The sequence below is a fragment of the Paenibacillus helianthi genome (genome assembly GCF_001909055.1).
Taxonomy (GTDB): domain Bacteria; phylum Bacillota; class Bacilli; order Paenibacillales; family Paenibacillaceae; genus Paenibacillus_AQ; species Paenibacillus_AQ helianthi.
In genome coordinates this window covers 18,919-40,360 of the sequence record NZ_LVWI01000032.1, presented here as the reverse complement: position 1 = coordinate 40,360, position 21,442 = coordinate 18,919, and the positions used below count along the sequence as shown (strand labels likewise).

The window sequence follows — 21,442 nt, the reverse complement described above, 5'->3', positions numbered from 1 at the left end:
TTCCTCTTCTCCTTTTGTCATAAGGGAGTTCCGGGTTCTATGTCTTACCATCTCTAGGAGGACATTTGATGACAGAATATCTGATCCGTCGCGTACTGCAATCAGTGCTGGTAATCTTTTTGATTACTATAGTTACCTTTCTTCTTATACATGCGGCCCCCGGAGGGCCGACCCAGGTGATGCTGTCCCCTGGTCTTTCACCAGAAATATTCAAGCAGCAAGCGCATAATTTGGGTCTGGATAAACCTATCTATATTCAGTATATTCGCTGGATCGGCGACCTGCTGCAGGGCGATCTGGGGTATACCTTTAAAAATCATCTCGCGGTATCCGATCTGCTGTTGCCTCGTATCGGCAACACCTTCATTCTGATGGGAGCAGCTTGGCTGGTGTCCCTGATCATTGCGATTCCCTGGGGCATCTACAACAGCACCAAGGTATACGGATTATCTGACCAGTCCGCATCCTTCATCTCCTATATCGGCTTTGCGATGCCGACGTTCTGGTTCGGAATCCTACTGCAGCAGTGGTTCTCTCTGAAGCTGGATTGGTTCCCCTTATCGGACATGCACACACGGGGCAAAGAAGGGGACATTGGTGATTTATTCATGCACCTTGTGCTGCCGATTACCGTTCTGGCCCTTGGTTTTCTGGTGTCTTATATGAAATATGCGAGAGCAAGCATGCTTGAAGTGCTGGATCAGGATTATATCAGAACAGCACGTGCAAAGGGTGTTAAAGAACGCAAGGTCATTTTCCACCATGCGCTGCGCAATGCACTTATTCCGATCATTACCGTTCTGGGTATGGATCTTCCTATATTGGTGGGAGGAGCCGCATTAACCGAGAGTGTATTCAACTGGCCGGGTATGGGCCGCTTGTACGTGCAAATGGCGACCCAGCGTGAATATTCAGTACTTATGGCCATAACCATCGTAACGGCAGTTATGGTTGTACTGGGCAATCTGCTGGCGGATATTCTGTATGCGGTAGTAGACCCTCGTGTCAAGCTTAGCAAGCAAGGAGGCAAGGCGGCATGAGTATAGGGCAATCACAACTTCCGACGGATTCATTGAAAGTGGAACAAGGGCTGCCGGCGGCAGAGCTTAAGAGACCTCCCGGTCCTTGGGTCATCCTGTGGAAAAAGTTCTCACACAACCCATATGCAATGAGCGGGCTTTTCGTTCTGCTCTTTTTCATCATTGTGGCGATTCTTGCTCCAGTTCTAACCAAATATAAACCAGACGCCATTGATATGATGTTTCCCAACCTGAAGCCCGGAGCTGAAGGACATCTTTTGGGGACGGACGAACTGGGCCGCGACATTCTCACCCGACTATTGTACAGTGCGAGAATTTCCCTGAGTATCGGGTTTACAGTAGCCTTTGCTTCAGTAGTCGTCGGTTCGATTGTCGGCGCAATTTCGGGTTACTTTGGCGGCTGGGTGGATACGATTTTTATGCGTATAGTTGACGTGACGAACTCCGTGCCTACGCTCTTCCTTAACATTCTGGTGCTGGCCATTTTCGGTTCAGAGGTTAAGTATATGATCCTCATTCTGGCCTTAACCAGCTGGATGAGCATTGCCCGTCTGGTCCGGGGAAATTTTTTGCAGCTTAGGGAGATGCAGTATGTTGAGGCTGCCAGAGCGATTGGGGTATCGAACTGGGGGATTATTTTCCGCCACCTGCTTCGCAATGCGAGCTTCCCGATTATTGTGAATGCGACTCTGATGGTCGGCGGGGCGATTCTAAGTGAGTCTGCACTGTCCTATTTGGGGCTTGGCATTCAATCTCCGGCCACAAGCTGGGGCCTTATGCTTAGTAATGCACAGGAATTTATGCTGATAGATCCGTTGCAGGCCGTATATCCAGGGTTGTGTATCCTGCTTGTGGTGCTGGCGGTTAACTTTATCGGCGATGGTATCCGGGATGGACTGGATCCCAGACAGCAAGTGACCAAATCCCGGAGGAGGCTGGACAAATGGCGGAAAAATTACTCGAAATCCGGAAACTGACCACCGGCTTTATCACAGAGAAGGGGATGGTTAAAGCAACCGACCAAATCTCCATTGCAGTGGATAAAGGTCAAACGGTGTGTCTGGTAGGTGAATCCGGCAGCGGTAAAAGTGTCACTTCACTCGCTATTATGCGGCTTATCGATTATGCAGGCGGGATGATTCTCGAAGGCAATATTAACTTTCACGGCCAGGATCTCGCTGCCAAGACGCAGGAGGAGATGCGGGTAATCCGTGGCAACAAGATCGCTATGATCTTCCAGGATCCGATGTCCACATTGAATCCGGTATTCACGATAGGGGATCAGATTGCCGAAAGTCTGCAGCTTCATCAGAATAAAAATGCCAAAGAAGCTGCGGAGATGGCTGTTGGCCTGCTGAAGCTGGTTGGCATTCCGGCACCGGAAATCCGGGCGAAACAGTATCCGCATGAGCTGTCCGGCGGGATGAGCCAGCGGGTGGTTATCGCTATTGCCCTCGCTTGTAATCCTGAGCTGCTGATCGCCGATGAGCCTACTACAGCCCTCGATGTTACCGTTCAGGCTCAGATTCTGGATTTGCTGCGCAAGCTTCAGGCCGAGCTTGGCATGTCCATTCTGCTGATCACCCATGATATGGGTGTTGCAGCTGAAATTGCGGACCGTATTGCTGTTATGTATGCCGGAGCGATTGTAGAAGAGGGCACGGTAGAAGAAATCTTTGATCATCCCAGCCATCCGTACACGATTGGTCTGCTGCAATCCATTCCCGGCTTTGAGGGAGGACGCGGCGGAGAACTGTATACGATAAAAGGAACGATTCCGCCCATTGGCCAGCTTCCGACAGGCTGCCGCTTTCATCCGCGCTGTCCGCATGCGATGGAGGTCTGCAGTATGAAGGAGCCGCCGGATTTCATGATTACGGATGATCACCGTGCGGCCTGCTGGCTGTTTCAGGGTAAGCCGGTTCAAGCTGACAACAAAGATGAGGTGAGACAAGCATGACGAATGACACGGCAGTCCAACCGATGATGGAGACAACCTCCACCGCTGAAGTTCTGGTGGAGGTGAAGAATATCAAAAAATACTTCCCGATAACTAAAGGTCTTCTTAACCGGACTGTGGGGCAGGTAAAGGCGGTAGACGGTGTTTCCTTATCTATCCGCAAAGGGGAAACCTTTGGACTCGTTGGTGAATCCGGCTGCGGCAAGTCTACCTTTGGACGCGTACTGCTCAGACTGCAAAGCGCTACTGGAGGAGAGGTCCTGTTTGGTGGCCAGGATATCCACTCTTTGAGCCATCAGGATTTGCGGAAGCTGCGGGAGAAGATGCAGATTATTTTTCAGGACCCTTTCGGGTCTTTGAATCCGCGGTTTCTGGTCAAGGATATTATTGGAGAGCCGCTGCGTATTCACCGGAGCATGTCGGCCAAGGAAATCGACGCCAGAGTCGTGGAGCTAATGGAGCTGGTGGGCCTCGATGCATCGCGGAGAAACCGTTACCCGCATGAATTCTCGGGCGGACAGCGCCAGCGGATCGGGATCGCACGTGCGATTGCGCTGAATCCGCAGTTCATTGTTGCCGACGAAGCGGTATCGGCACTCGACGTTTCGGTGCAGTCCCAGGTAATTAACCTGCTGATGAAGCTGCAGAAGGAGCTTGGTTTGACCTTCTTGTTCATTGCGCATGGCCTAAATGTCGTCCGTCACATCTCGGATCGTGTAGGCGTCATGTATTTGGGTAAAATGGTCGAAGTCGCAGAGACCGAGGCTTTATTCGCCGCTCCACTGCATCCATATACAGCAGCGCTGCTCTCGGCTATTCCCAAGCCGACGCCAAGACGGAAGCAAGACCGGATTGTGCTGCAGGGTGATGTTCCTTCACCGGCAAATCCGCCTTCAGGCTGCCGGTTTCACACCCGTTGTCCGATGGCCCAGGAGAAATGCCGCCAGCAGGAGCCGCAGCTTGAGGAGTTGCTCCCCGGCCGGATGGTGGCCTGCCATTTTCCGCTGGCCACTTCGTGATCCCGCGGATGCCTATGAAATCATAAATATGGCATGAAAAGAGGGGATGTTCCTGAAGCCGTTATCCGGCTGCGGAAACATCCCCTCTTTGATCATGCTTCATATGTAGAGTGAATTCATGCTAAGCTTAGGGGAAATGAAATCTTACAGAAACGATGGTGGCTATGCAGATCCAACTTGGAGAACAGACCTTACAGCTTCATATTCAGTACGGCAAACGGAAGAAAATTTCTCTGCAGATTGATATGGTGGGGCTTATTATTGTTAAGGCGCCTACGGGCACAAGCGAAGAGATGATTCGGAGTAGTGTACAGCGGCATCAAGAATGGATTCTGGAGAGTCTGCAGAGGAATGCGGCGGCCCGGCAGCTTCCGGCTCCCAAGGAGTATCAGGAGGAAGGGCGGTTCCTGTACCTCGGGAAGGAAGTTTTGCTGCATGAATTGATTGAGACCGGTGAGCGGGATGAGGAGAAGCTGAAGCTCGAGCTGAAGAAGTTCTATTTTACCAGTCTGAAAAAAATCGTTGCCGAGCGGATCACCCGGTATCAGACGGTGCTGAAGGTGAAGCCCAAATCTATTGAAATCGTAGAGTCCCGAACCAAATGGGGAAGCTGCAGCGCGGATAAAAAGCTGACCTTCAATTACCGGCTTGCCATGGCACCGCCCGAAGTGATCGATTATGTGATTATCCATGAGCTGTGCCATCTGCTGCATATGAACCATGACCGGTCCTTTTGGCGCCGTCTTGGAAGTGTAATGCCGGATTATAAAGAGAAGGAGGCTTTTCTGGCGCGGCAGGGTCAGTTTATGACACTTTAGCTGATAAATGTATTCGGGTGCTTGAGTTCAAGCTCCTGCAGCGTAACTCCCCCTTACTAGTACTCCATTCCACGGACCTTCGAGAAGATCATAGTATCTCTTAACGCTCCATCCACATCACATTTGTCGTTTCGGATGATGCCTTCCAGGGTGAAGCCCAGGCGCCCGGCCACCCGTGCGCTCTGCGTATTGCGCGAGTCACACCGGATTTCGATCCGGTTAGCGCCCAGCTCTCTAATCGCATAGTCCGTAATGGCATCTACGGCCTCGCTGATATATCCTTGCCTGCTGCAAGATGTCCGCACCCAATACCCGATCTCGAATTTGCGCGTCTGCCAGTCTATCCGGTGCAGCCCGCTGCTACCCACGAGTTGACCGGATTCCTTATGATATAGAAGCATTCTGAGGTCTTTTCGCTCCATGAATTGCAGATGCGACCGGCGGATGCTGGCCTCGGATTCCTGAACAGTCGGCGGAACTTGTGCCCAAGGCATCCATGGACTCAGTTCTGCAAGACTTTCGTGAACCGCCTCGTTGACAGCGGCTCCGTCTCCCCACTGTGCTGCACGAATCAGTAGACGATTACTTTCGAAGTTCTCAGGGATATTCAATAAAATTGGATTTATACCAGCAGGTCCCATGGTCTCAGCTCCCAGAAAATGTTACTGATTAACATAACATATGGTTTATCCGGTTTTCAATCGGATTGATTACAGTCTTTTTGCCTATGCCTATAACATGCATGTCTAAAGTTGTCAATACGCTAAAGGATACCTAAAAGTACCCGCTGGTGTTATTCACAATGAATGGGATGGGGGTTATCTTATATATAAAGAAATGTTCTTAATTAAGAACCAGTAAAAAAGCTCCAATCGGTGCTTTTTAGAAGCACGGGGAGGCTTTTAAATCAGGTGGGGGCCTTACCATGAGCGCGATCGCCGGAATCTATCCATTGCAGCATGAACCTCTGGACCCGGAACTGGGGCCAGCCCTAATGCAACAGCTTGACCGCTATCCCGCTGATGAGCTCAGGACGTGGCAGAGCAAAGACATTTTCCTAGGCTGCCTGTCCCAGTGGGTCACGCCACAATCCCTCGGAGAGACGCTTCCCTTTTATGATGCTGAGCGGAAACTGGCTATTACGGCTGACGCAATTATTGATAACCGGGAAGAGTTGTTCGAGCGGCTTCAGGTGCCGCGGGGGGATAGAGTCTCTATACCGGACAGTCTTCTTATTCTGCTCGCCTATGAGAAATGGGGCGATCAGGCACCGGTTTATCTGGTCGGTGACTTTGCCTTTATGATATGGGATGAACGGAAGCGTGCGCTGTTCGGAGCCAGAGATTTCTCCGGGAACCGGACATTGTACTTCCTTCGGTCCAGGGGGCTCTTATCTTTCTGTACCGTCATTCATCCACTCCTGTCGATGCCAGGGGCGGACCGGACCCTGAATGAGGGGTGGGCCTCCGAGTTCCTGGCGATCCATACACGGACAGATGTCTCGGACCTATATTCCACAGTCTATCAATCCATCGAACAACTGCCGCCGTCCCATTCTATTTCCGTAAGCGGCGGAAATATCTCGTTCTCCCGCTACTGCACTCTGCAGGCTCCACCCGAGCTGCGGCTGCGGTCAGACCAGGAGTATGAGGAAGCCTTTCGTGAGGTGTTTGGGCAAGCGGTCCGGGACAGGCTTCGGACACACCGCGCAGTTGGAGCTAACCTGAGCGGGGGGCTTGATTCCGGCTCGGTAGTCAGCTTTGCAGCTGCAGAGCTTCGCCGCCAGGGCCAGCCGTTACATACCTTCAGTTCCTATCCGGTGGATAACTTTGTCGATTTCAACATCGGCAAACGTGTCGCCGACGAGCGTCCCTATATTCAGGAAACCATCGATCATGTGGGGAATATTCAGCCCAACTTTTTGAATTTCCCCCATCTGAGTCCTTACAATGACATTGATGAGTGGCTGGATATTATGGAGATGCCTTATAAATTTATCGAAAATTCTTACTGGCTAAAAGGGATCTTTGAACAGGCGCAAATGAAGAACATTGGCGTGCTGCTCAGCGGACAAAGAGGCAACTGGAGCATATCCTGGGGACCTGCGCTGGATTATCAGGCCAAGCTGATTCGTGAATTCCGCTGGATCTCCTTTTACCGGGAAAACCGGAAGTACAATGAGTCGATGGGTGCAAACCGCAAGAAGGTATTTCAAATTGTCGGCAAAAAAGCCTTCCCGGCCCTGACCCAGCTGCTGCCGGCTAAGCAGCACGAAGCCCCTCCTGATCTGATTCACCCCGATTTCGCGAGGCGTACAGAAGTGGAGGAACGGCTTAGGGTGCTGGGGATAAACAGCGGATCTTCCCAGACCATCTATGATATCCGGCGCAAGCATTTTGAACAGCCGCATGTCTGGAATGTGAATGGTACGGTAGCGACAAAGCTGTCGCTGAAATACCGGGTGTGGGATCGAGATCCCACGAATGATCTGCGTGTTATCCGCTTTTGCCTGTCTGTTCCGGAGAGCCAATATGTACAAAATGGGGTGGATCGTTCACTGATCCGCAGAGCGATGAAGGGATTACTGCCTGATGAGGTGCGTCTGAACCGGAAGCGGCGCGGCGTTCAGGGGGCGGACGGGATTTACCGTATGCTCCCGAAATGGGAAGCCTTTCTTCAGGAGCTCCGGGAGATGATCAAGGACCCTCGCACCTCCGCCTACCTTAATAATACCGGGCTCGCCGAATGTTTGAATCGGCTGGGTAGTGAGCCCGCACCAAGTATGATTTTCAACTCGGATTTTCGCCTTCTGACACGTGGACTTGTGTTTTATCGTTTTCTGAAGCGTTTGTCCTGAGAGTGCAATGCTTGAAAGGGGGTGAAAATATGAAAAAGGAATACAGCAAGCCTGCTTTGGAAGTACTCGATGTGAAAATGACTATGGCTGGACCTGGTGTCGCCATCGTTGATGCCTTCCAAGATGATCCGGATGAAGTACAACACTACTCCTAGGATGGTTTTGGTTCGATTGGCCCTAGTCTCCCTTTGCTTGCTGAGGGGGACAAGGGCTATATTTTACAGCAATACCCCGAAACCGGGCAAACCCGAAGATATGGAGTGGATCATATGGCGAGTACCGTTCAAGGTTTGGCTTACAAAGCGTTTGGTCTGCAGATCCACAGCGAATTCCCTTTGCCGGAGCTTCCTATTACCAGTGAGCCGGGGCTTATAGGCAGCATATCGGTCATTGAGGGGGATCTGAAAGACCGCTGGGAAGCTATACCGAAGATCACGCGGAGCCTTGGGGTATCCGGGCATGAGGTTATGTTCGAGGCGAAGGATACAGCCATCTTTGCCATTCAGGACGGCAATACGATTACAGTATCACCTGTTTCAGGAGCAGATCCGGATTGTATCCGTCTCTTCATCCTTGGCAGCTGCATGGGGATTCTGCTGATGCAGAAACAGATTCTTCCGCTTCATGGAAGTGCGCTTGTTATAGATGGCAAGGCATACGCACTGGTTGGGCGTTCAGGGGCAGGCAAATCAACGCTGGCCTCGTATTTGATGGATCAGGGGAGTCCGCTGATCAGTGACGACGTTATTCCCGTTATGGTGCATAATGGTTATCCATTAGCCGTTCCAGGTTATCCGCAGCAAAAGCTGTGGCAGCAGAGCCTGGACTATTTGGGAATGAATTCGTCCCTCTACCGCCCGCTGTTTGAGAGAGAAACCAAGTTTGCCGTACCGGTGCATGACCGCTTTTACGGTGAGCCATTGCAGCTTGCAGGCCTGTTTGAATTATCTGCCGCCCCGGAGGCTCCGGTCAGCCTGCAGACGATTAACGGTATGGAGCGGTTTCACACCTTGTACAATCATACTTATCAGAGAGCAATTGTCGACCGGATTGGTATCCGTGAATGGCATTTTGGAATGCTGGCTTCCTTCGTGGGACGGCTGCCGATGTACCGGCTGACCCGGCCGGAGCAGGGCTTCAGTGCTCCGCAGCAAACCGCACTTATTCTAGAAGCGTTGCAGCAGCATCAAATGAAGGAGATGAATCCATGAATATGAATACTACAGAGGTCCTATCGCTCGAATCCGTGCTGGTACAGCGCGAGGGGAATATTGCCAGCGATATGGACGGCGAGAAGGTCATGCTGAATGTAAAGAATGGCAAATACTACAACCTGGGTGAGGTTGGCGGGGAAATCTGGACTGCGCTGGCGTCGCCTGTAACCGCAGGCCGGGTGGTAGAGATCATTCAGGAGAGCTTTGAGGTTCCAGAAGAGATTGCCCGCCAGGATGTGTTTGCTTTTTTGCAGAGCCTGCTGAATGAGGATCTTGCGGCTATTGTAAGCCAGCCATGATTACCTTGCGGCGCATTCGCTTACTGCTGACGGTGGACAAAGCCGCCTTGGCGCTCCTTCCCGAGGCGCTTTGGAGGCTTTTTCTCGTTCGGATCCAGCTGTTGTTTCCTTTTGCCAAAACGGCTTCCCAGCTGGGCATACAGTCTCTGGAAACCCCTGTAGTATCCAAAGAGAGCGATATCGCCCGCATTCAGCATATTACCAAAGCGATCCGTATCATGAGCCGCTATACGCCCTGGAAAAGCACTTGTATGGTCCGGGCGGTAGCCGGACTCCAAATGCTCGAAAAACGCGGGATCGAGAGCACGCTGTACATGGGAGTTGCCAAGGACAAGCAGGGCCAGATGATTGCCCATGCCTGGTTACGCAGCGGGTCTTATTATGTCTCCGGCGATGATGTGATGAAGGGTTTCGTGGTGGTGAAGAAATTCGCCAAAGTATTACATGCTGAGTGATCGAGGTGGGTCCATGCAAGCGATAATGTACTACATCCGGCAGCTTCAGCGCTTGTCCGGAGTCAAACTGTATCTAAATCTGCTCGGTATGGGGATCAGTGGCCTGCTGGAGAGCTCTGCCGTTCTGCTGCTGGTGCCCATGCTGGGCATGGCCGGCATTCAGCTTGGCGGAAAAACGGCAGGCCTCGACCTGCCTATGCTCGGTTTCATATCAGACCTGCCTCAGACCGAAGCGCTTGCGCTGGTGCTTGGCGGGTATGTATTCATTGTACTTTCCCAGAATCTGATCACCCGTTTTGTAGCTATCCGGAACGTCGATATTCAGCAGACCTACAGCCGGCAGCTGCGGTATGAAGTATACAGTGCATTGCTGCGGGCCGAATGGTCTTTTTTTCTGAAAAAACGCACCTCTGACCTGATCAATGTAATGACGACCGAGCTCGCGAGGGTGCTTGCGGGGATCAGCGCTTTCCTGCAGTTCCTGACTTCGCTGCTGTTCACACTGGTCCAGATTGGCTTCGCGTTCTGGCTGTCTCCCCAAATGACGCTTGCCGTACTGGTCTGCGCGGTTCTGCTGTCTTTGTTCTCCCGCCGGTTTATCCGCAAGGCGAAGAGGCTGGGCAGCCGGAGCTCCGAGCTGGGCAAGCAGTATCTGGCCGGGATTACGGATCAATTGAACGGCATCAAGGATATCAAAAGCAACAATCTGGAGGATTCCCGGCTGGGCTGGATGCATGAATTCACCGGTGAGGTCAAACAGGAGCAGCTGGATTATACGCGGCTGCGCACGAATTCCCAGCTGCTGTACAAAATGTCATCAACGCTGCTGATCGCGATGTTCATCTTCGTGTCGTTCCGTTTTCTGCATGTGGAGGGACCTTATCTGCTCCTGGTGATTCTGGTGTTCGCCCGGCTGTGGCCGACCTTCTCCGCGCTTCAGACACTGCTGGAGCAGCTTGCTTCCGTGCTGCCTTCCTTCAAGCAATTGCAGCTGCTGCAGGAAGAATGTCTGCAGGCTGCGGAGCATGGCGCGCAGGAATCCAGAGCTGTCGTTGCCCCTATGATGCTTAAGCATAGTCTGGAGGCGCGCAATGTGGATTTCCGCTACAACCCGCAAGAGCAGGAGTACTCGCTGCGCGGAGTGAACGTGGTGATCCCGGCTAACCGTATGACTGCCATTGTAGGACGTTCGGGTGCAGGGAAAAGCACGCTGGTGGACCTGCTCATGGGACTGATGCAGCCGGAATCGGGGGAGATTCTGGCAGACGGGCAGCCGGTCACTGGAGAGAGGCTTCTGCCTTACCGGCGTTCTATAGGCTATGTAGCGCAGGACCCTTTTCTGTATAACGCCACGATTCGTGACAATCTGACGATGATCAAGCCGGATGCCAGTGAGGATGAGCTATGGGAGGCGCTGGAGTTCGCCTCGTCAGCCGATTTTGTCCGTAAGCTGCCTCAGGGATTAGACACACTGCTCGGTGACCGCGGCGTCCGTCTTTCAGGCGGAGAGCGGCAGCGTCTTGTGCTGGCACGGGCAATCATCCGCAAGCCGTCCATCCTGGTGCTGGACGAAGCGACGAGTGCACTGGATACCGAGAACGAGAAGCGGATTCAGGAGGCGCTGGAGCGTTTGAAGGCAACAGTCACAGTCATCGTCATCGCGCACCGGTTGTCGACGATCCGGGGAGCGGATCAGATTCTGGTCATCGACCAGGGCCGTGTCATCCAGCAGGGAGTATTCAGCGGCCTGGCCTCCGAAAAAGGAGGCATGTTTAGCCGTCTGCTCAGCAGCCAGGAAGAGGCCATGTAAGGTTAGAGTGGTGTAGCAGGTTCTGCGTTCTAATGAAATAAATGGGTATAAAAAAAGGATACTTCCGCACAAAGTGCAGGAGTATCCTTTTTATTGGTGCGTTGAAAGGGAGTATCTCTATTTCACAGCCATACCGTGCGGCCATCGGCGCGGTATGGCTATTATTCCGTTCTGCCGCTAACCTTGCGCCAAGTCCACAAAAAAGGGCGCAAAGGGAAGTAGAGCACATGCAGCTTCTTTGGCAGCGGCAACGTCTTGGCATCTGCCGCATAAGGGTACAGAAAGCCGATGATGTACAGAAACTGATGCCAGCGCGTCAGGATCGCCGGCTGATAATATTTGTAATGGCGCTCTACCTCCGGCTCCAGGGGAGGATTGTGCAGGTTGATCATACGCGCGACATAGAAAAGCGCAAGCCCGGCAATCCGCCGCGCCTTGGGCCGCTCCGCGAGGCTGACCAGCGCAGGCTCAACTGGCGCAGCCAGCAGATCGGCAGCAAGCAGAAGCGCCTGTCCGCCGACATCGTTGTAATGGTACCGCCGCAGCAGTGCGGTTAGTTTGCCGGTATCGGGCTTTTGGAGCAGCAGCTGACGGATATCCAGCAGCCATCTCAGTCTCGACCAGCCATGGCGCGCGCCATGGGCCGCCAGAAAAAGAAATAAGTCTTCGCTGCCCAAATAATGGACATTCTGCCCGAAGTGGCTGCTCGTCCGTGCATGTTTCCACAGCTCGTCGAAATCCGGCTCTGTGGAGGGACCGGGACTGAGGCGCCAATGCACCTCCACCTTAATGCCTTTGTCCAGATGATTGAACGTGGTGTGATGCTCCCGCCATTTCCAGTCTCCCAGTATACTTTCGAAGTCTTCCTCCTTCACATAACCAAGGCGGAGAAGCAGTGATTCCGTTTCAGCCAGCTGTGCCATCGGTACGATAAAATCGAGATCACGTGAGGTGCGCAGCGAGATTTCGCCATACAGCTCCTGGGCAAGCACCGGTCCTTTCAGGAACAGGGAACGGATCTGCAGCTTCGCAAGCTCCTCCCCGATATAGCCCATTTCCCCGCTGAGCTGGAGCATTTGCACAGTATTTCTGCGGTACTCCCGTTTCAATCGCTCGGTTACCTCTCGGGGCACATGCTCTTCACGCATCCGGCTAAGTTTGGGATAAATATAAGGAAATACCCGATGATGCAGGGACAACCGTACCCATAGCTCCCAGTCGATATCCATGAACAGCTGTCGATTCTGTTTGGCGGTGTCATCGATGTCGTCCGTGTTAAGGACTTCTAATAGAAGCCGAAGCTCTTTGGAAAAGCTCTTTGTATCCAGGCCATACCCGTCATTCATAGGAGATCTCCTTACTTGAATTTGTAACGCTTCGTTCTGTATCTGTTCGGTTTAAAGAACGCACTTTGAGCGTACCATCGAAACCTGAAAATTGTCAATTTCCTGAACTATAACATGAAGATAGACTATTGACGCAGTCAAGGTAGTTGGTAGACTAGTGAGAGTGCTCGGATCAAAGAATACACAAATGTGGGGGAAGAGCGAAAGAGATGGTACTACTAGGCGCTATAGTTAACGGTATTGCGATTATTGCAGGAACACTCCTGGGCAAGCTGCTGCAGCGGATTCCGGAGAGTATGAAAAACACAGTGATGCAGGCGATTGGCCTTGCCATTATTGTTCTGGGGATTCAGATGGGCTTCAAAAGCGGAAACTTCCTGATCGTCATCCTGAGTCTCGTCATCGGAGCTGTGGCAGGTGAATGGATAGATCTGGATGAGAAGTTCAACCGGGTAGGCGAATGGCTGGAGCATAAGATAGGTTCAGGTGAACAAGGGAGCCTGTCCCTTGGTTTTGTCACCGCAAGTCTGTTGTTCGTGGTGGGGGCAATGGCCATTCTGGGCGCACTCGACAGCGGGATGAAAGGGGATCATCAGATTCTGTATACCAAAGCTATCATGGACGGATTTATTTCCATTATACTGACCTCAACTTTGGGAATGGGTGTCTTGTTCTCTGCGATCCCCGTTTTTCTCTATGAAGGAGCCATTGCCCTGTGTGCTACACAGATTACCCGGTTCGTTCCCGATGCCTTGATGAGCAGCATAATTACAGAGATGACAGCAGCTGGCGGGGTGATGATCATGGCTATCGGCCTCAATCTGTTGGGGATTACCAAGATCAAGGTGGCTAATCTGCTGCCGGGCATTCTGGTGGCGGTGTTGCTGGTGGCGATAATGTACGGGTACGGGCAGTCTGTTTGAAAAGTAGAAGAACCGCCGCTTAGAGATCCTTTTTCAGGTAATAGTGGCTGAAGCCTCCGGCATTGGGAAGGGTCCCGTACACCTCGAAACCGTGTTTCAGGTAAAAATCCAACGCTTGAAAGCTTAAGGTGTCCAGCTTGATGAAATCGCAGCCTTTGGAACGGGCGAGGGATTCAGCCTCTGCGATCAGCAGGCTTCCATAGCCGGTTTTGCGGCAGGCCTCGTCCACGAACAGGTAGTGCACCTCCAGCCAGTTCCAGCAGATTTCACCAGTGAGGCCACCGTAATTCACGCCATCCGCATTTTTTAGAAACAGCTGTACTTCCTGGTACCTGTCTTTTAAGGAATCAGGGAAATGCCTCCAGTTAAACTCTCTCATTTTGTCTGATACATAGGTTTTGTCGGCAGGGAGGGATGTCTGAGAAATAAAAAGCTCCATGGTCGATACTTCCTCTCGGTTCGGATAGAAGCCTGTTAAGGGCTCAATATCTTGAGCTTAGCATATCTCTGCCAGGACTTCGTGCTAAAGTTTTCTTTATAGTTGTTGAGTACCGCTGATCTAAATCAGTGAAAGGTCATGATGGGAGCATAAGTGATGAACATTCAAAAAACTCCTGGAAGGATGTGAGGAAATGATAAATGCTATACGCGGGATACCGGGGGCCGAGTCGTGGTCAACGGTAGAACCCGTGCTGAAAGGCTGGTCGAGTGACCGGAAGTTTTATGTCGAGGATCTGGCGGGGCGCAGATTGCTGCTGAGACTCTCACCGGGTGCTTCGCTTGAGTGCAAACAGCGGGAATATGAAGCGATCCGCAGCTTTAATGAATTGGACTTCCCGATGTCCCGGGCTGTTGATTTTGGGAGTTGCAGCAAGAGAAGCTCCCCCACTATGAAGCGGAGATGCAGGCCAAGATTCTCTCAAGGATCAAGGAATACGAAGACTGCCCGTACCACCTGGAGGGGGATCAGCAAGTAATTGCCTTCGTTCGGCAGAACAGATTTACACGACTGAAGGAAGGATTGGCGTTATAGATTTCAACCGCTGGGACATTGGAGATTATGCGGAGGAATTCTATAAAATACAGTTCTTCGACAGGGAGCAGAGCATCCCTTTTGCTAAGGGCAAGCTGGAGGGCTATTTCGGAGGGCCGCCACCGGAGGATTTCTGGAAAAGACAGGCGCTGTATGTGGCGTATACCTCGCTGTATTCCATAAAGTGGTCGATTCCCTACGGCGAAGCCGACATTCAGGACATGATGGAACGCTGCCGACTCGCTCTGAAGGACTATGACCAATTCCGTAGAACGATTCCCGGCTGGTACCGGGAGTAGTCGGCTAGACAACCAATGTCACAAACTACAGCCGGGCGAACCGCTGCTCGGTTTTCTGCAGATAGTGTTCACGCGCTTGCGGGCTGCGTCTCTCCATACTGGTATAATTGTACCAGCGGAGTTTGTGGATACCCATCTTGCGGAAGGTGCCGCGGAAGAGAACTTTGGTGACGGGGTTGCCGAAGAACCATCGGTAGATCGTGTCCGGAGTACTCATCACAGTCAGCAGGGAGACGCCTGTAAGCTTCGGCAGCAGGTGGGAGAACGGCCGTCCCGGCTTCGGTTCATGATAGATTGTCCCCTTAACAAATACTTTGTCAAGAAAACCCTTCGTAGTAGCGGGCATACATTCCCACCAGATTGGAAAAATGAAGATCAGATGATCGGCGGCGATTATACGCTTCTGGTAGTCAGCGGCAAGCGGGTCAAGCGTCTTTCCCTGTCTCCAGGCGGCAAGCTCTGCAGCAGAGATCACCGGATTGAAACCGTCGGCATGAAGATCCATGAGATCCACCTCATGGTGGTTCAAGGCCAGACCGCGCATAACGGAAGCCAGGAGGGCGGCGGAATAGCTTCGGGCGTGAGGGATATTTGCGGAAGCTCCAGCCCCGTATGGATGATCGAAAATAATAGCAATTCTCATGAGCAGTACTCCTTTGGGTTTATTGTTTCGTGAATTACATTTATGTTTCTTGGATACAATAATATATGCTGGTTTCTATGGTGTCAATAATATTTCCTGGAAACTTTATTTATGTTCCGTTTGTTGCTACACTGGATTCAGCAAGTGCCACAGAATTTAAAGCGTAGGCTTTGAAAGTATTTTTAGGAGGGAACCCTGCTGTGCCTTATTCCCCAGAACGTGCAAGCATCACCTCTAAGCAGCTTCTCATTCATAATCTAATGGAGTCAGCGTCTAAACTTCAGAAGCATTTTCAAACGGAGGATGATGACGAGCGGCGTTGGATGATCCGCAATTGCAACAATCCTCTTGTCATTGAGTTTCTGCGGGAGTCTACGGTGATGATGCTGCATGTCATAGACGCAATCGGTAAGCTGGAGCCGGTCAATGGAGCCTCCATTTCGAAAGAGTTCGGCATTCCCAAGGGCAGTGTGTCAAAGGTCACCCGGAGGCTGCTGGAGAAAGGAATCATCAGCACGGAATTTTTGCCGGATAACAAGAAGGAAGTGCTGTTCCGCACGACTGCGTTAGGCCGGGAAGTCTTTGAGCTTCACCAGGCGCTGCACCGGCAAATGAATATTGGCATCCGGCTTTTCCTGGAAAGATACACTGAGGAGGAACTGTCCTTCATCATCCGTGGGCTTGAGGATACGATGGAAGCGACATGGACGGAACCGGAAACCATTGCCGCTAAGTTTGCAGGGCAGCATTCTGCCGCTGCGGAGGAGCCGTTGTTTACAGGAGAATCCCCGGAGCTGCAGCAGATTACAGCTATGCTCCGTCAACTGGATGAACGTAGTCTGAAGAAGGCGAAGACCATTCTGCAGGATGTTTTTTTCACTTCGTATTAATATTGGTGTAAAAGATTGAAATCAAGGAGTGCAGTACGGTAGAATTGCACTATACGACCAGCAGATTTAACCAAGAAGGGGATTGTAACGTTTGAATAATGAAGAATTGAATAACGGGCTGCCGGAGAATTACGAAGAACTGAAGAAGGCTGCCGGACGCTCTGCCGATTGGAGAGCGCGTCTTGAGGCCGTGGAGGAGCTTGGCCGCTTCAACCATAAACAAATTATTGATATTCTGAATCGTCTGATGATCAGCGATCCTGTATATACCGTCCAAGAAGCTGCATATGCGAAGCTAAAGGCCTTCGGTGAAGAGGTTACCGTGCCGTCGAAGAACAAAGCCGAGCTGTTCAGAGGTGTATCCAAGATTGTGCTGCGCGTCAAGAAGAGCCTTCCAAGGGACCATTCCTATGAAGAGTTCAAGGAAAAGCTGAAAAAGATGCGGATTGACGTCTATGATGCTTATGAAGGCGAGAAGGGCGAAGATTTTGACGCCTGGCTGCAGAAATTGTGGGCTTCAGCCACTAAATAGGTAAGGCCATAGAGCGGAGAGACGGGGAGGATTCCCTATCGCTCCGTTTTTTGACGGTTCTCAAAAACTAATCATGCAAAGGATGACAATATGCTTAACAATTCATCTACTGAATCATTAACACGCCTATTTCAGGAGTTTCTTCAGCTGTCTGCCGGACTGCGCCCGAACTACATTGCCAGCTTAGGGAGCGGGGGATCGGCCGGGGTCCCGGCGATCAGCGATATCGTACCGGCTGTGCCAGGGCTTTTGGAGGCCATCTACAGCCAGGTTTCGGGTACCAGCAGCAACGAAGAAGAGCCAAGTCTGATCGAATTCATTCCGGGCTACCGGCTGATTCATATTCAGGAGTATGCGCAGGAAATCCAGGTGCTGAGAAGTATTCTGGAAGAAAAGGGATACAGCGGCGGAGGAACCGTTCTGCCCATCCTGACCAACTACGGTAGTGATTTTATCTGCTATTTGCAGAGTGAGGACGGAACCGAGCGGATCTGCGACCTGCTGCATGACTACGGCGACCTGGTGGTAATGTACGATTCCCCGGAGAAGTTCCTGGAGACGCTTTGCGAATTTTACAAGCAGGATGTGTATTTTCTGGATGAGGAAGGCTATTTGGACTGTGATCTGGTTCTCGAAGGGGAAGTTGGCGCAGCACTGAATCCGTCGGCCAACTATTGGTCGGAATAATTTCCTGGCAGAAGAACACAGCGGACGAAAATTTCAATTCGTTATTAAAGAGGTTCAATTTATCTCACGTATACAAAAAGCGGGTGTCTTCCATTTATAGGAAGACACCCGCTTTATTATTTATAGAAGCAACTTGCCGTGTTTATGCTATAGCCGGTGAAGCGGTTATTCCTGCGCAGCCTTTTTTTCCTGCTCCCGCAGTTCCACGCGCCGGATCTTGCCGGAGGCGGTTTTTGGGAGATCCGCGATAAATTCAATTTTGCGCGGGTATTTGTAAGGGGCCGTCCACTCTTTTACATGGGACTGCAGCTCTTTGGCCAATTCTGGTGTACCCGTAACATTGTCCTTCAGTACTACAAAGGCTTTGACAATCGAGCCGCGAATCTCGTCAGGACTGGCCACCACGGCGCATTCCTTGACCAGGGTATGCTTCATCAGGGCTTCTTCCACTTCAAACGGTCCGATGGTATATCCCGAGCTGATGATGATGTCATCGCCACGGCCTTCGAACCAGAAGTAGCCGTCCTCATCCTTGTGCGCCCGGTCTCCGGTGACAAAATACTCTCCATGCGAGCAGTTCACCTTGCGTTCAGGGTCTTTGTAATAGTTCTGGAACAAGGCTGGCATGCTTAAGTGTACGGCAATATCTCCAACGACTCCTGCAGGCAGCAGGTTCCCTTCTTCGTCAATGACCTCGACAAGGCCAGGAGCTATGGATTTGCCCATGGAGCCGACGCGGATCGGTTCATCCTTGAGTGCCGCAATAATCAGCGTGCTCTCCGTCTGCCCGTAGCCGTCGCGGATAGTAATATCGAAATGCTCCTGGAAGGTGTTGATGACCTCCTGGTTGAGCGGCTCACCTGCGGATACGGCGCAGCGCAGCTTCGACAGATCATAGTGCGGCAGACCTTCGGTCTTGGCCATTAAGCGGTATTCGGTAGGCGTACAGCATAATACCTGAATTCCCTGATCCTGCAGCAGTTGCAAATAACGTTCCGGATGGAAAGGCCCGTTGTAGACAAAGCCGGTTGCGCCGTTGCCTAGAACAGTGAGGAACGGACTCCAGATCCATTTCTGCCAGCCCGGTGCGGCTGTAGCCCAGACAGTATCGGACTCACGGATATCGAACCAGAGCGAAGAGACAATTCTCAGATGTGCGTAACCCCAGCCATGCGTATGAACCACAGCCTTGGGATTGCCGGTTGTTCCCGAGGTATAAGCCAGAATTGCGATATCATCGCGGCGGCTCGCTACAGCTGTGAAACTCTCCGGCTGCCCATCCATCAGGCCCTCCAGATCAGTCCACCCGCTGCCAAGTACTTCTTCACTCCCGCCAACCGAGAGACGGTAATCAAGTGCCGGCAGATCATCGGTGATTTTATTGACTTCGCCGGTCACTTCAGACCAGACAATGACCGCTCTGGCTTCGGAATGACGCAGCCGGTAGGCCAGATCCTTGGCCCGCAGCATTTCGGAGGAAGGAATAACAGCGAGCCCAAGCTTTAGGCAGGCCAGATAAATGACATAAGCGATAATCCGGCGCGGAACCATAACAAGTACACGGTCACCTTGCTTCAGGCCTAGACCGGATAGCCCGCCGGCAAGGCGGTTGGCCTGCTTCATAAGCTCACCGTAAGTGATTTCTTCGTAATTGCCGTTCTCTTGTAGCCACTTAAGCGCAATCTTATCGGCTGGATGATGCTCCATTTCCGAAGTGAGATTGTAGAATTCAGGTGCAATCCAATGCTGATTGTCCAAAATGAATCTCTCCTAATATAAACGTGATGTTTTTTCAATAGGTATAGTATAGCACGTTCTCCTAGTACCAGGTGCTAAACTGGAGGGGAACAGTAGAGAATGTTCTGTGACTATTTTTGGCTATCATGCAGAAATGTATAGGCCCCAGAAAGGAAGAGCATCATGGCACTACGGTTTCAAAATAGTCGCAATCCCGATTAGGGAAAGGCTTATGGGAAATTATACAAAATTGAAACAACTTGTCCAGGGCAACCTTCTATAATAGTGGAAAAAGCCACCAAGCGGCGGCATGGCTTGCTCCCTCCCTAATCTTTTGCTTACGATTATACCCAATACCATTAAGGGTAAGCCAAGCAAGGAACCTTCAGCCGCTAACCGGCAACTATCCAGAAAGCAGGAAGATGACCATGAACCCTACAGCCTTTGAAGAGATTTATACCATTATGGAAGCTTCTTTTCCTGTCACTGAAATCAGAACCTTCAGTGGACAAAAGTCGTTGCTCAGCCATCCTCATTACCGGCTGCATACCGAGCTGGATACGGAGAACCGCATTCAGGCCTTCCTGGCCGCATGGGAATTTCCAGAGCTGCGGTTTGTCGAGCATCTTGCGGTCAACCCCGAGATCCGCGGAGGGGGGATTGGCAAGAAGCTGATGCAGACGTATCTCGCCCTTACGGACAAGCCTGTTGTGCTGGAGGTGGAGCCACCGGAAAATAAGCTTGCAGAGCGCAGAATCGTCTTTTACGAGCGCCTGGGCTTTCATCTTAATCCTTTTGATTATGTGCAGCCTCCGCTGCGCGAGGGGCAAGCCGATCTGCCTCTGAGAATCATGACCTATCCCCGGCAGGTGACGCTGCAGGAATTCCGGATGTTCCGGGATATCCTGTATACCGAAGTCTATAATATCCCGGTTCCTGGCCGCCGCCGGTAGCATTGGGATTACCATGAGCTAGGCCACAGCCCGCACTATTCATTATGAATAGGCGGGTTTTTTCTCAAGAAAAACGGACACTGGCTTGGAATTACTTCTTTACAATCACGATACAAGTTGGAAACAAGTTCATGATTAAATGTATCTATAGCAAGGAACACACAAACGAACTTACAAGGAGACGATTATAATGAAAAGCAAAAAAATGATCATAGCAACCATGGTATTCGGAATGGCAGTTACAGGCTCGGCGGGGGTATATGCAGGAACCAACATGCAGAAGATTAGCGCGTATCTGAATCACAGCATTGGATTTACAGTAAACGGAGCCGCATACACTCCGGTAGATAATAATGGCAAGACGCTTGCACCAATCACTTATAATGATACAACTTACCTGCCTGTCCGGGCGATGGCGGACGCGCTCAAAGTGCCGGTAACTTTCAATCCTTCAACCAATCAGGTCATTCTGGGTTCATCAGCGGGATCAGCAGCACCGGGTAACGGTTCAGCGGTTACTTTGGCCACCATCCAGTACAGTGCCGCGCAAAAAGAAGCCATCACCAAGGCATTCTCCGCCTTCCAGGGCTTCGAGACCGCCTATGCACCGATGCAAATGATCAGCGGAGACGCCTTCCAAAAGGCTGCCGAAGGCTCCGATGGCGTAAGATTCCTCTTCAGCCACATGAACGTAGATATCTCGCCGCGGGATTACTCCTACGAGTATGACGGTACTACAGTGAAGCTTTCGACTGGAGCAGCAGCCAAATGGTATACTCCTTCGGATATCCCGATGCTTACCTTTAAGCTGGATGACCGCTACGTCACTCTGAGCTCACCGGACAAAGCGCTGAGCAAAGCCCAGCTTGAGAAAGTGGCTGCAAGTGTAGCGAAACTGAGCAAATAACATTTTCTATTATTAAAGGT

General features: G+C 51.5%; 24 protein-coding genes and 1 pseudogene. 20 read left to right on the top strand and 5 right to left on the bottom strand.

Annotation, left to right across the window (positions count from 1 at the left end; translation table 11 throughout):
- Nucleotides 1-68: 68 nt before the first annotated feature.
- The 5 genes from A3844_RS08760 (at nucleotide 69) to A3844_RS08740 (ending at nucleotide 4,837) form a co-directional block, all read left to right on the top strand.
- Entirely contained in the window at nucleotides 69-1,040 is a 972-nt protein-coding gene (locus A3844_RS08760; protein ID WP_074084364.1) for an ABC transporter permease, read from the top strand.
- A gap of 2 nt (nucleotides 1,041-1,042) precedes the next feature.
- Complete coding sequence (locus A3844_RS08755) at nucleotides 1,043-2,017, top strand: ABC transporter permease (protein ID WP_074084396.1); 975 nt, start codon at nucleotides 1,043-1,045, stop codon at nucleotides 2,015-2,017.
- The gene (locus A3844_RS08750) at nucleotides 1,984-3,000 is read left to right on the top strand and encodes an ABC transporter ATP-binding protein (RefSeq protein ID WP_074084365.1); all 1,017 of its coding nucleotides are present in this window, start codon (nucleotides 1,984-1,986) and stop codon (nucleotides 2,998-3,000) included. Before A3844_RS08755 ends, A3844_RS08750 begins: the two co-directional genes overlap by 34 nt.
- Entirely contained in the window at nucleotides 2,997-4,019 is a 1,023-nt protein-coding gene (locus tag A3844_RS08745) for an ABC transporter ATP-binding protein (RefSeq protein ID WP_074084366.1), read from the top strand. Before A3844_RS08750 ends, A3844_RS08745 begins: the two co-directional genes overlap by 4 nt.
- Nucleotides 4,020-4,183: 164 nt before the next feature.
- The gene (locus A3844_RS08740; RefSeq protein WP_074107235.1) at nucleotides 4,184-4,837 is read left to right on the top strand and encodes a M48 family metallopeptidase; all 654 of its coding nucleotides are present in this window, start codon (nucleotides 4,184-4,186) and stop codon (nucleotides 4,835-4,837) included.
- A 56-nt stretch (nucleotides 4,838-4,893) separates the two neighbouring features.
- On the opposite strand, the gene A3844_RS08735 is transcribed toward A3844_RS08740, so the two are convergent.
- On the bottom strand, nucleotides 4,894-5,478 hold the full coding sequence (locus tag A3844_RS08735) for a GNAT family N-acetyltransferase (protein ID WP_074084367.1): 585 nt from the start codon (nucleotides 5,476-5,478) through the stop codon (nucleotides 4,894-4,896).
- Nucleotides 5,479-5,762: 284 nt separating this feature from the next.
- Between A3844_RS08735 and A3844_RS08730 the strand changes: the two genes are divergently transcribed.
- From A3844_RS08730 to A3844_RS08710, 6 genes are all read left to right on the top strand, one after another.
- The gene (locus tag A3844_RS08730) at nucleotides 5,763-7,694 is read left to right on the top strand and encodes an asparagine synthase-related protein (RefSeq protein ID WP_074084368.1); all 1,932 of its coding nucleotides are present in this window, start codon (nucleotides 5,763-5,765) and stop codon (nucleotides 7,692-7,694) included.
- A 29-nt stretch (nucleotides 7,695-7,723) separates the two neighbouring features.
- Nucleotides 7,724-7,849, top strand: a complete 126-nt coding sequence (locus A3844_RS32260) for a paeninodin family lasso peptide (protein WP_020426161.1) — start codon at nucleotides 7,724-7,726, stop codon at nucleotides 7,847-7,849.
- 114 nt (nucleotides 7,850-7,963) lie between these two features.
- The gene (locus A3844_RS08725; protein ID WP_074084369.1) at nucleotides 7,964-8,905 is read left to right on the top strand and encodes a hypothetical protein; all 942 of its coding nucleotides are present in this window, start codon (nucleotides 7,964-7,966) and stop codon (nucleotides 8,903-8,905) included.
- The gene (locus A3844_RS08720) at nucleotides 8,902-9,207 is read left to right on the top strand and encodes a lasso peptide biosynthesis PqqD family chaperone (RefSeq protein ID WP_074084370.1); all 306 of its coding nucleotides are present in this window, start codon (nucleotides 8,902-8,904) and stop codon (nucleotides 9,205-9,207) included. The genes A3844_RS08725 and A3844_RS08720 overlap by 4 nt, the downstream gene beginning before the upstream one ends.
- Nucleotides 9,204-9,662, top strand: a complete 459-nt coding sequence (locus tag A3844_RS08715; RefSeq protein WP_074084371.1) for a lasso peptide biosynthesis B2 protein — start codon at nucleotides 9,204-9,206, stop codon at nucleotides 9,660-9,662. The genes A3844_RS08720 and A3844_RS08715 overlap by 4 nt, the downstream gene beginning before the upstream one ends.
- A 13-nt stretch (nucleotides 9,663-9,675) precedes the next feature.
- Nucleotides 9,676-11,472 carry an ABC transporter ATP-binding protein gene (locus A3844_RS08710; RefSeq protein ID WP_074107186.1) on the top strand — a complete coding sequence of 599 codons (1,797 nt, stop codon included), beginning with the start codon at nucleotides 9,676-9,678 and terminating at the stop codon, nucleotides 11,470-11,472.
- Between the two features lie 161 nt (nucleotides 11,473-11,633).
- On the opposite strand, the gene A3844_RS08705 is transcribed toward A3844_RS08710, so the two are convergent.
- On the bottom strand, nucleotides 11,634-12,818 hold the full coding sequence (locus A3844_RS08705; protein ID WP_074107185.1) for a nucleotidyltransferase domain-containing protein: 1,185 nt from the start codon (nucleotides 12,816-12,818) through the stop codon (nucleotides 11,634-11,636).
- A gap of 209 nt (nucleotides 12,819-13,027) precedes the next feature.
- Here A3844_RS08705 and A3844_RS08700 point away from each other — a divergent pair, with 209 nt between their 5' ends.
- Nucleotides 13,028-13,741 (top strand): DUF554 domain-containing protein, encoded by a 714-nt coding sequence (locus tag A3844_RS08700; RefSeq protein ID WP_074107184.1) that lies wholly within the window; start codon nucleotides 13,028-13,030, stop codon nucleotides 13,739-13,741.
- Nucleotides 13,742-13,760: 19 nt separating this feature from the next.
- Here A3844_RS08700 and A3844_RS08695 read toward each other — a convergent pair whose 3' ends face one another.
- Entirely contained in the window at nucleotides 13,761-14,180 is a 420-nt protein-coding gene (locus A3844_RS08695) for a GNAT family N-acetyltransferase (RefSeq protein WP_074102630.1), read from the bottom strand.
- Nucleotides 14,181-14,373: 193 nt separating this feature from the next.
- On the opposite strand from A3844_RS08695, the gene A3844_RS08690 reads away from it, so the two are divergent.
- From A3844_RS08690 to A3844_RS32750, 3 genes and pseudogenes are all read left to right on the top strand, one after another.
- Nucleotides 14,374-14,718 carry a hypothetical protein gene (locus tag A3844_RS08690; RefSeq protein ID WP_074107183.1) on the top strand — a complete coding sequence of 115 codons (345 nt, stop codon included), beginning with the start codon at nucleotides 14,374-14,376 and terminating at the stop codon, nucleotides 14,716-14,718.
- Nucleotides 14,675-14,896: pseudogene (locus A3844_RS33985) on the top strand (phosphotransferase); the annotation flags it as partial. The gene A3844_RS08690 and the pseudogene A3844_RS33985, both read left to right, overlap by 44 nt.
- A gap of 33 nt (nucleotides 14,897-14,929) precedes the next feature.
- Nucleotides 14,930-15,073, top strand: a complete 144-nt coding sequence (locus A3844_RS32750; protein WP_167374656.1) for a hypothetical protein — start codon at nucleotides 14,930-14,932, stop codon at nucleotides 15,071-15,073.
- 25 nt (nucleotides 15,074-15,098) lie between these two features.
- On the opposite strand, the gene A3844_RS08685 is transcribed toward A3844_RS32750, so the two are convergent.
- Complete coding sequence (locus tag A3844_RS08685; protein ID WP_074102629.1) at nucleotides 15,099-15,716, bottom strand: NAD(P)H-dependent oxidoreductase; 618 nt, start codon at nucleotides 15,714-15,716, stop codon at nucleotides 15,099-15,101.
- Nucleotides 15,717-15,916: 200 nt separating this feature from the next.
- Here A3844_RS08685 and A3844_RS08680 point away from each other — a divergent pair, with 200 nt between their 5' ends.
- The 3 genes from A3844_RS08680 (at nucleotide 15,917) to A3844_RS08670 (ending at nucleotide 17,825) form a co-directional block, all read left to right on the top strand.
- Entirely contained in the window at nucleotides 15,917-16,606 is a 690-nt protein-coding gene (locus A3844_RS08680; RefSeq protein WP_074107182.1) for a winged helix DNA-binding protein, read from the top strand.
- Between the two features lie 91 nt (nucleotides 16,607-16,697).
- Nucleotides 16,698-17,138 (top strand): HEAT repeat domain-containing protein, encoded by a 441-nt coding sequence (locus tag A3844_RS08675; protein WP_074084378.1) that lies wholly within the window; start codon nucleotides 16,698-16,700, stop codon nucleotides 17,136-17,138.
- Nucleotides 17,139-17,228: 90 nt separating this feature from the next.
- Nucleotides 17,229-17,825 (top strand): hypothetical protein, encoded by a 597-nt coding sequence (locus tag A3844_RS08670; protein ID WP_074084379.1) that lies wholly within the window; start codon nucleotides 17,229-17,231, stop codon nucleotides 17,823-17,825.
- Between the two features lie 165 nt (nucleotides 17,826-17,990).
- Here the strand turns inward: A3844_RS08670 and A3844_RS08665 are convergent, their stop codons facing one another.
- On the bottom strand, nucleotides 17,991-19,586 hold the full coding sequence (locus A3844_RS08665) for an acetate--CoA ligase (RefSeq protein WP_074107181.1): 1,596 nt from the start codon (nucleotides 19,584-19,586) through the stop codon (nucleotides 17,991-17,993).
- Between the two features lie 404 nt (nucleotides 19,587-19,990).
- On the opposite strand from A3844_RS08665, the gene A3844_RS08660 reads away from it, so the two are divergent.
- Nucleotides 19,991-20,515, top strand: coding sequence for a GNAT family N-acetyltransferase (locus tag A3844_RS08660; RefSeq protein WP_074084381.1), 525 nt, complete (start codon nucleotides 19,991-19,993; stop codon nucleotides 20,513-20,515).
- Nucleotides 20,516-20,705: 190 nt separating this feature from the next.
- Nucleotides 20,706-21,422, top strand: coding sequence for a hypothetical protein (locus A3844_RS08655; RefSeq protein WP_074107180.1), 717 nt, complete (start codon nucleotides 20,706-20,708; stop codon nucleotides 21,420-21,422).
- Nucleotides 21,423-21,442 lie beyond the last annotated feature (20 nt).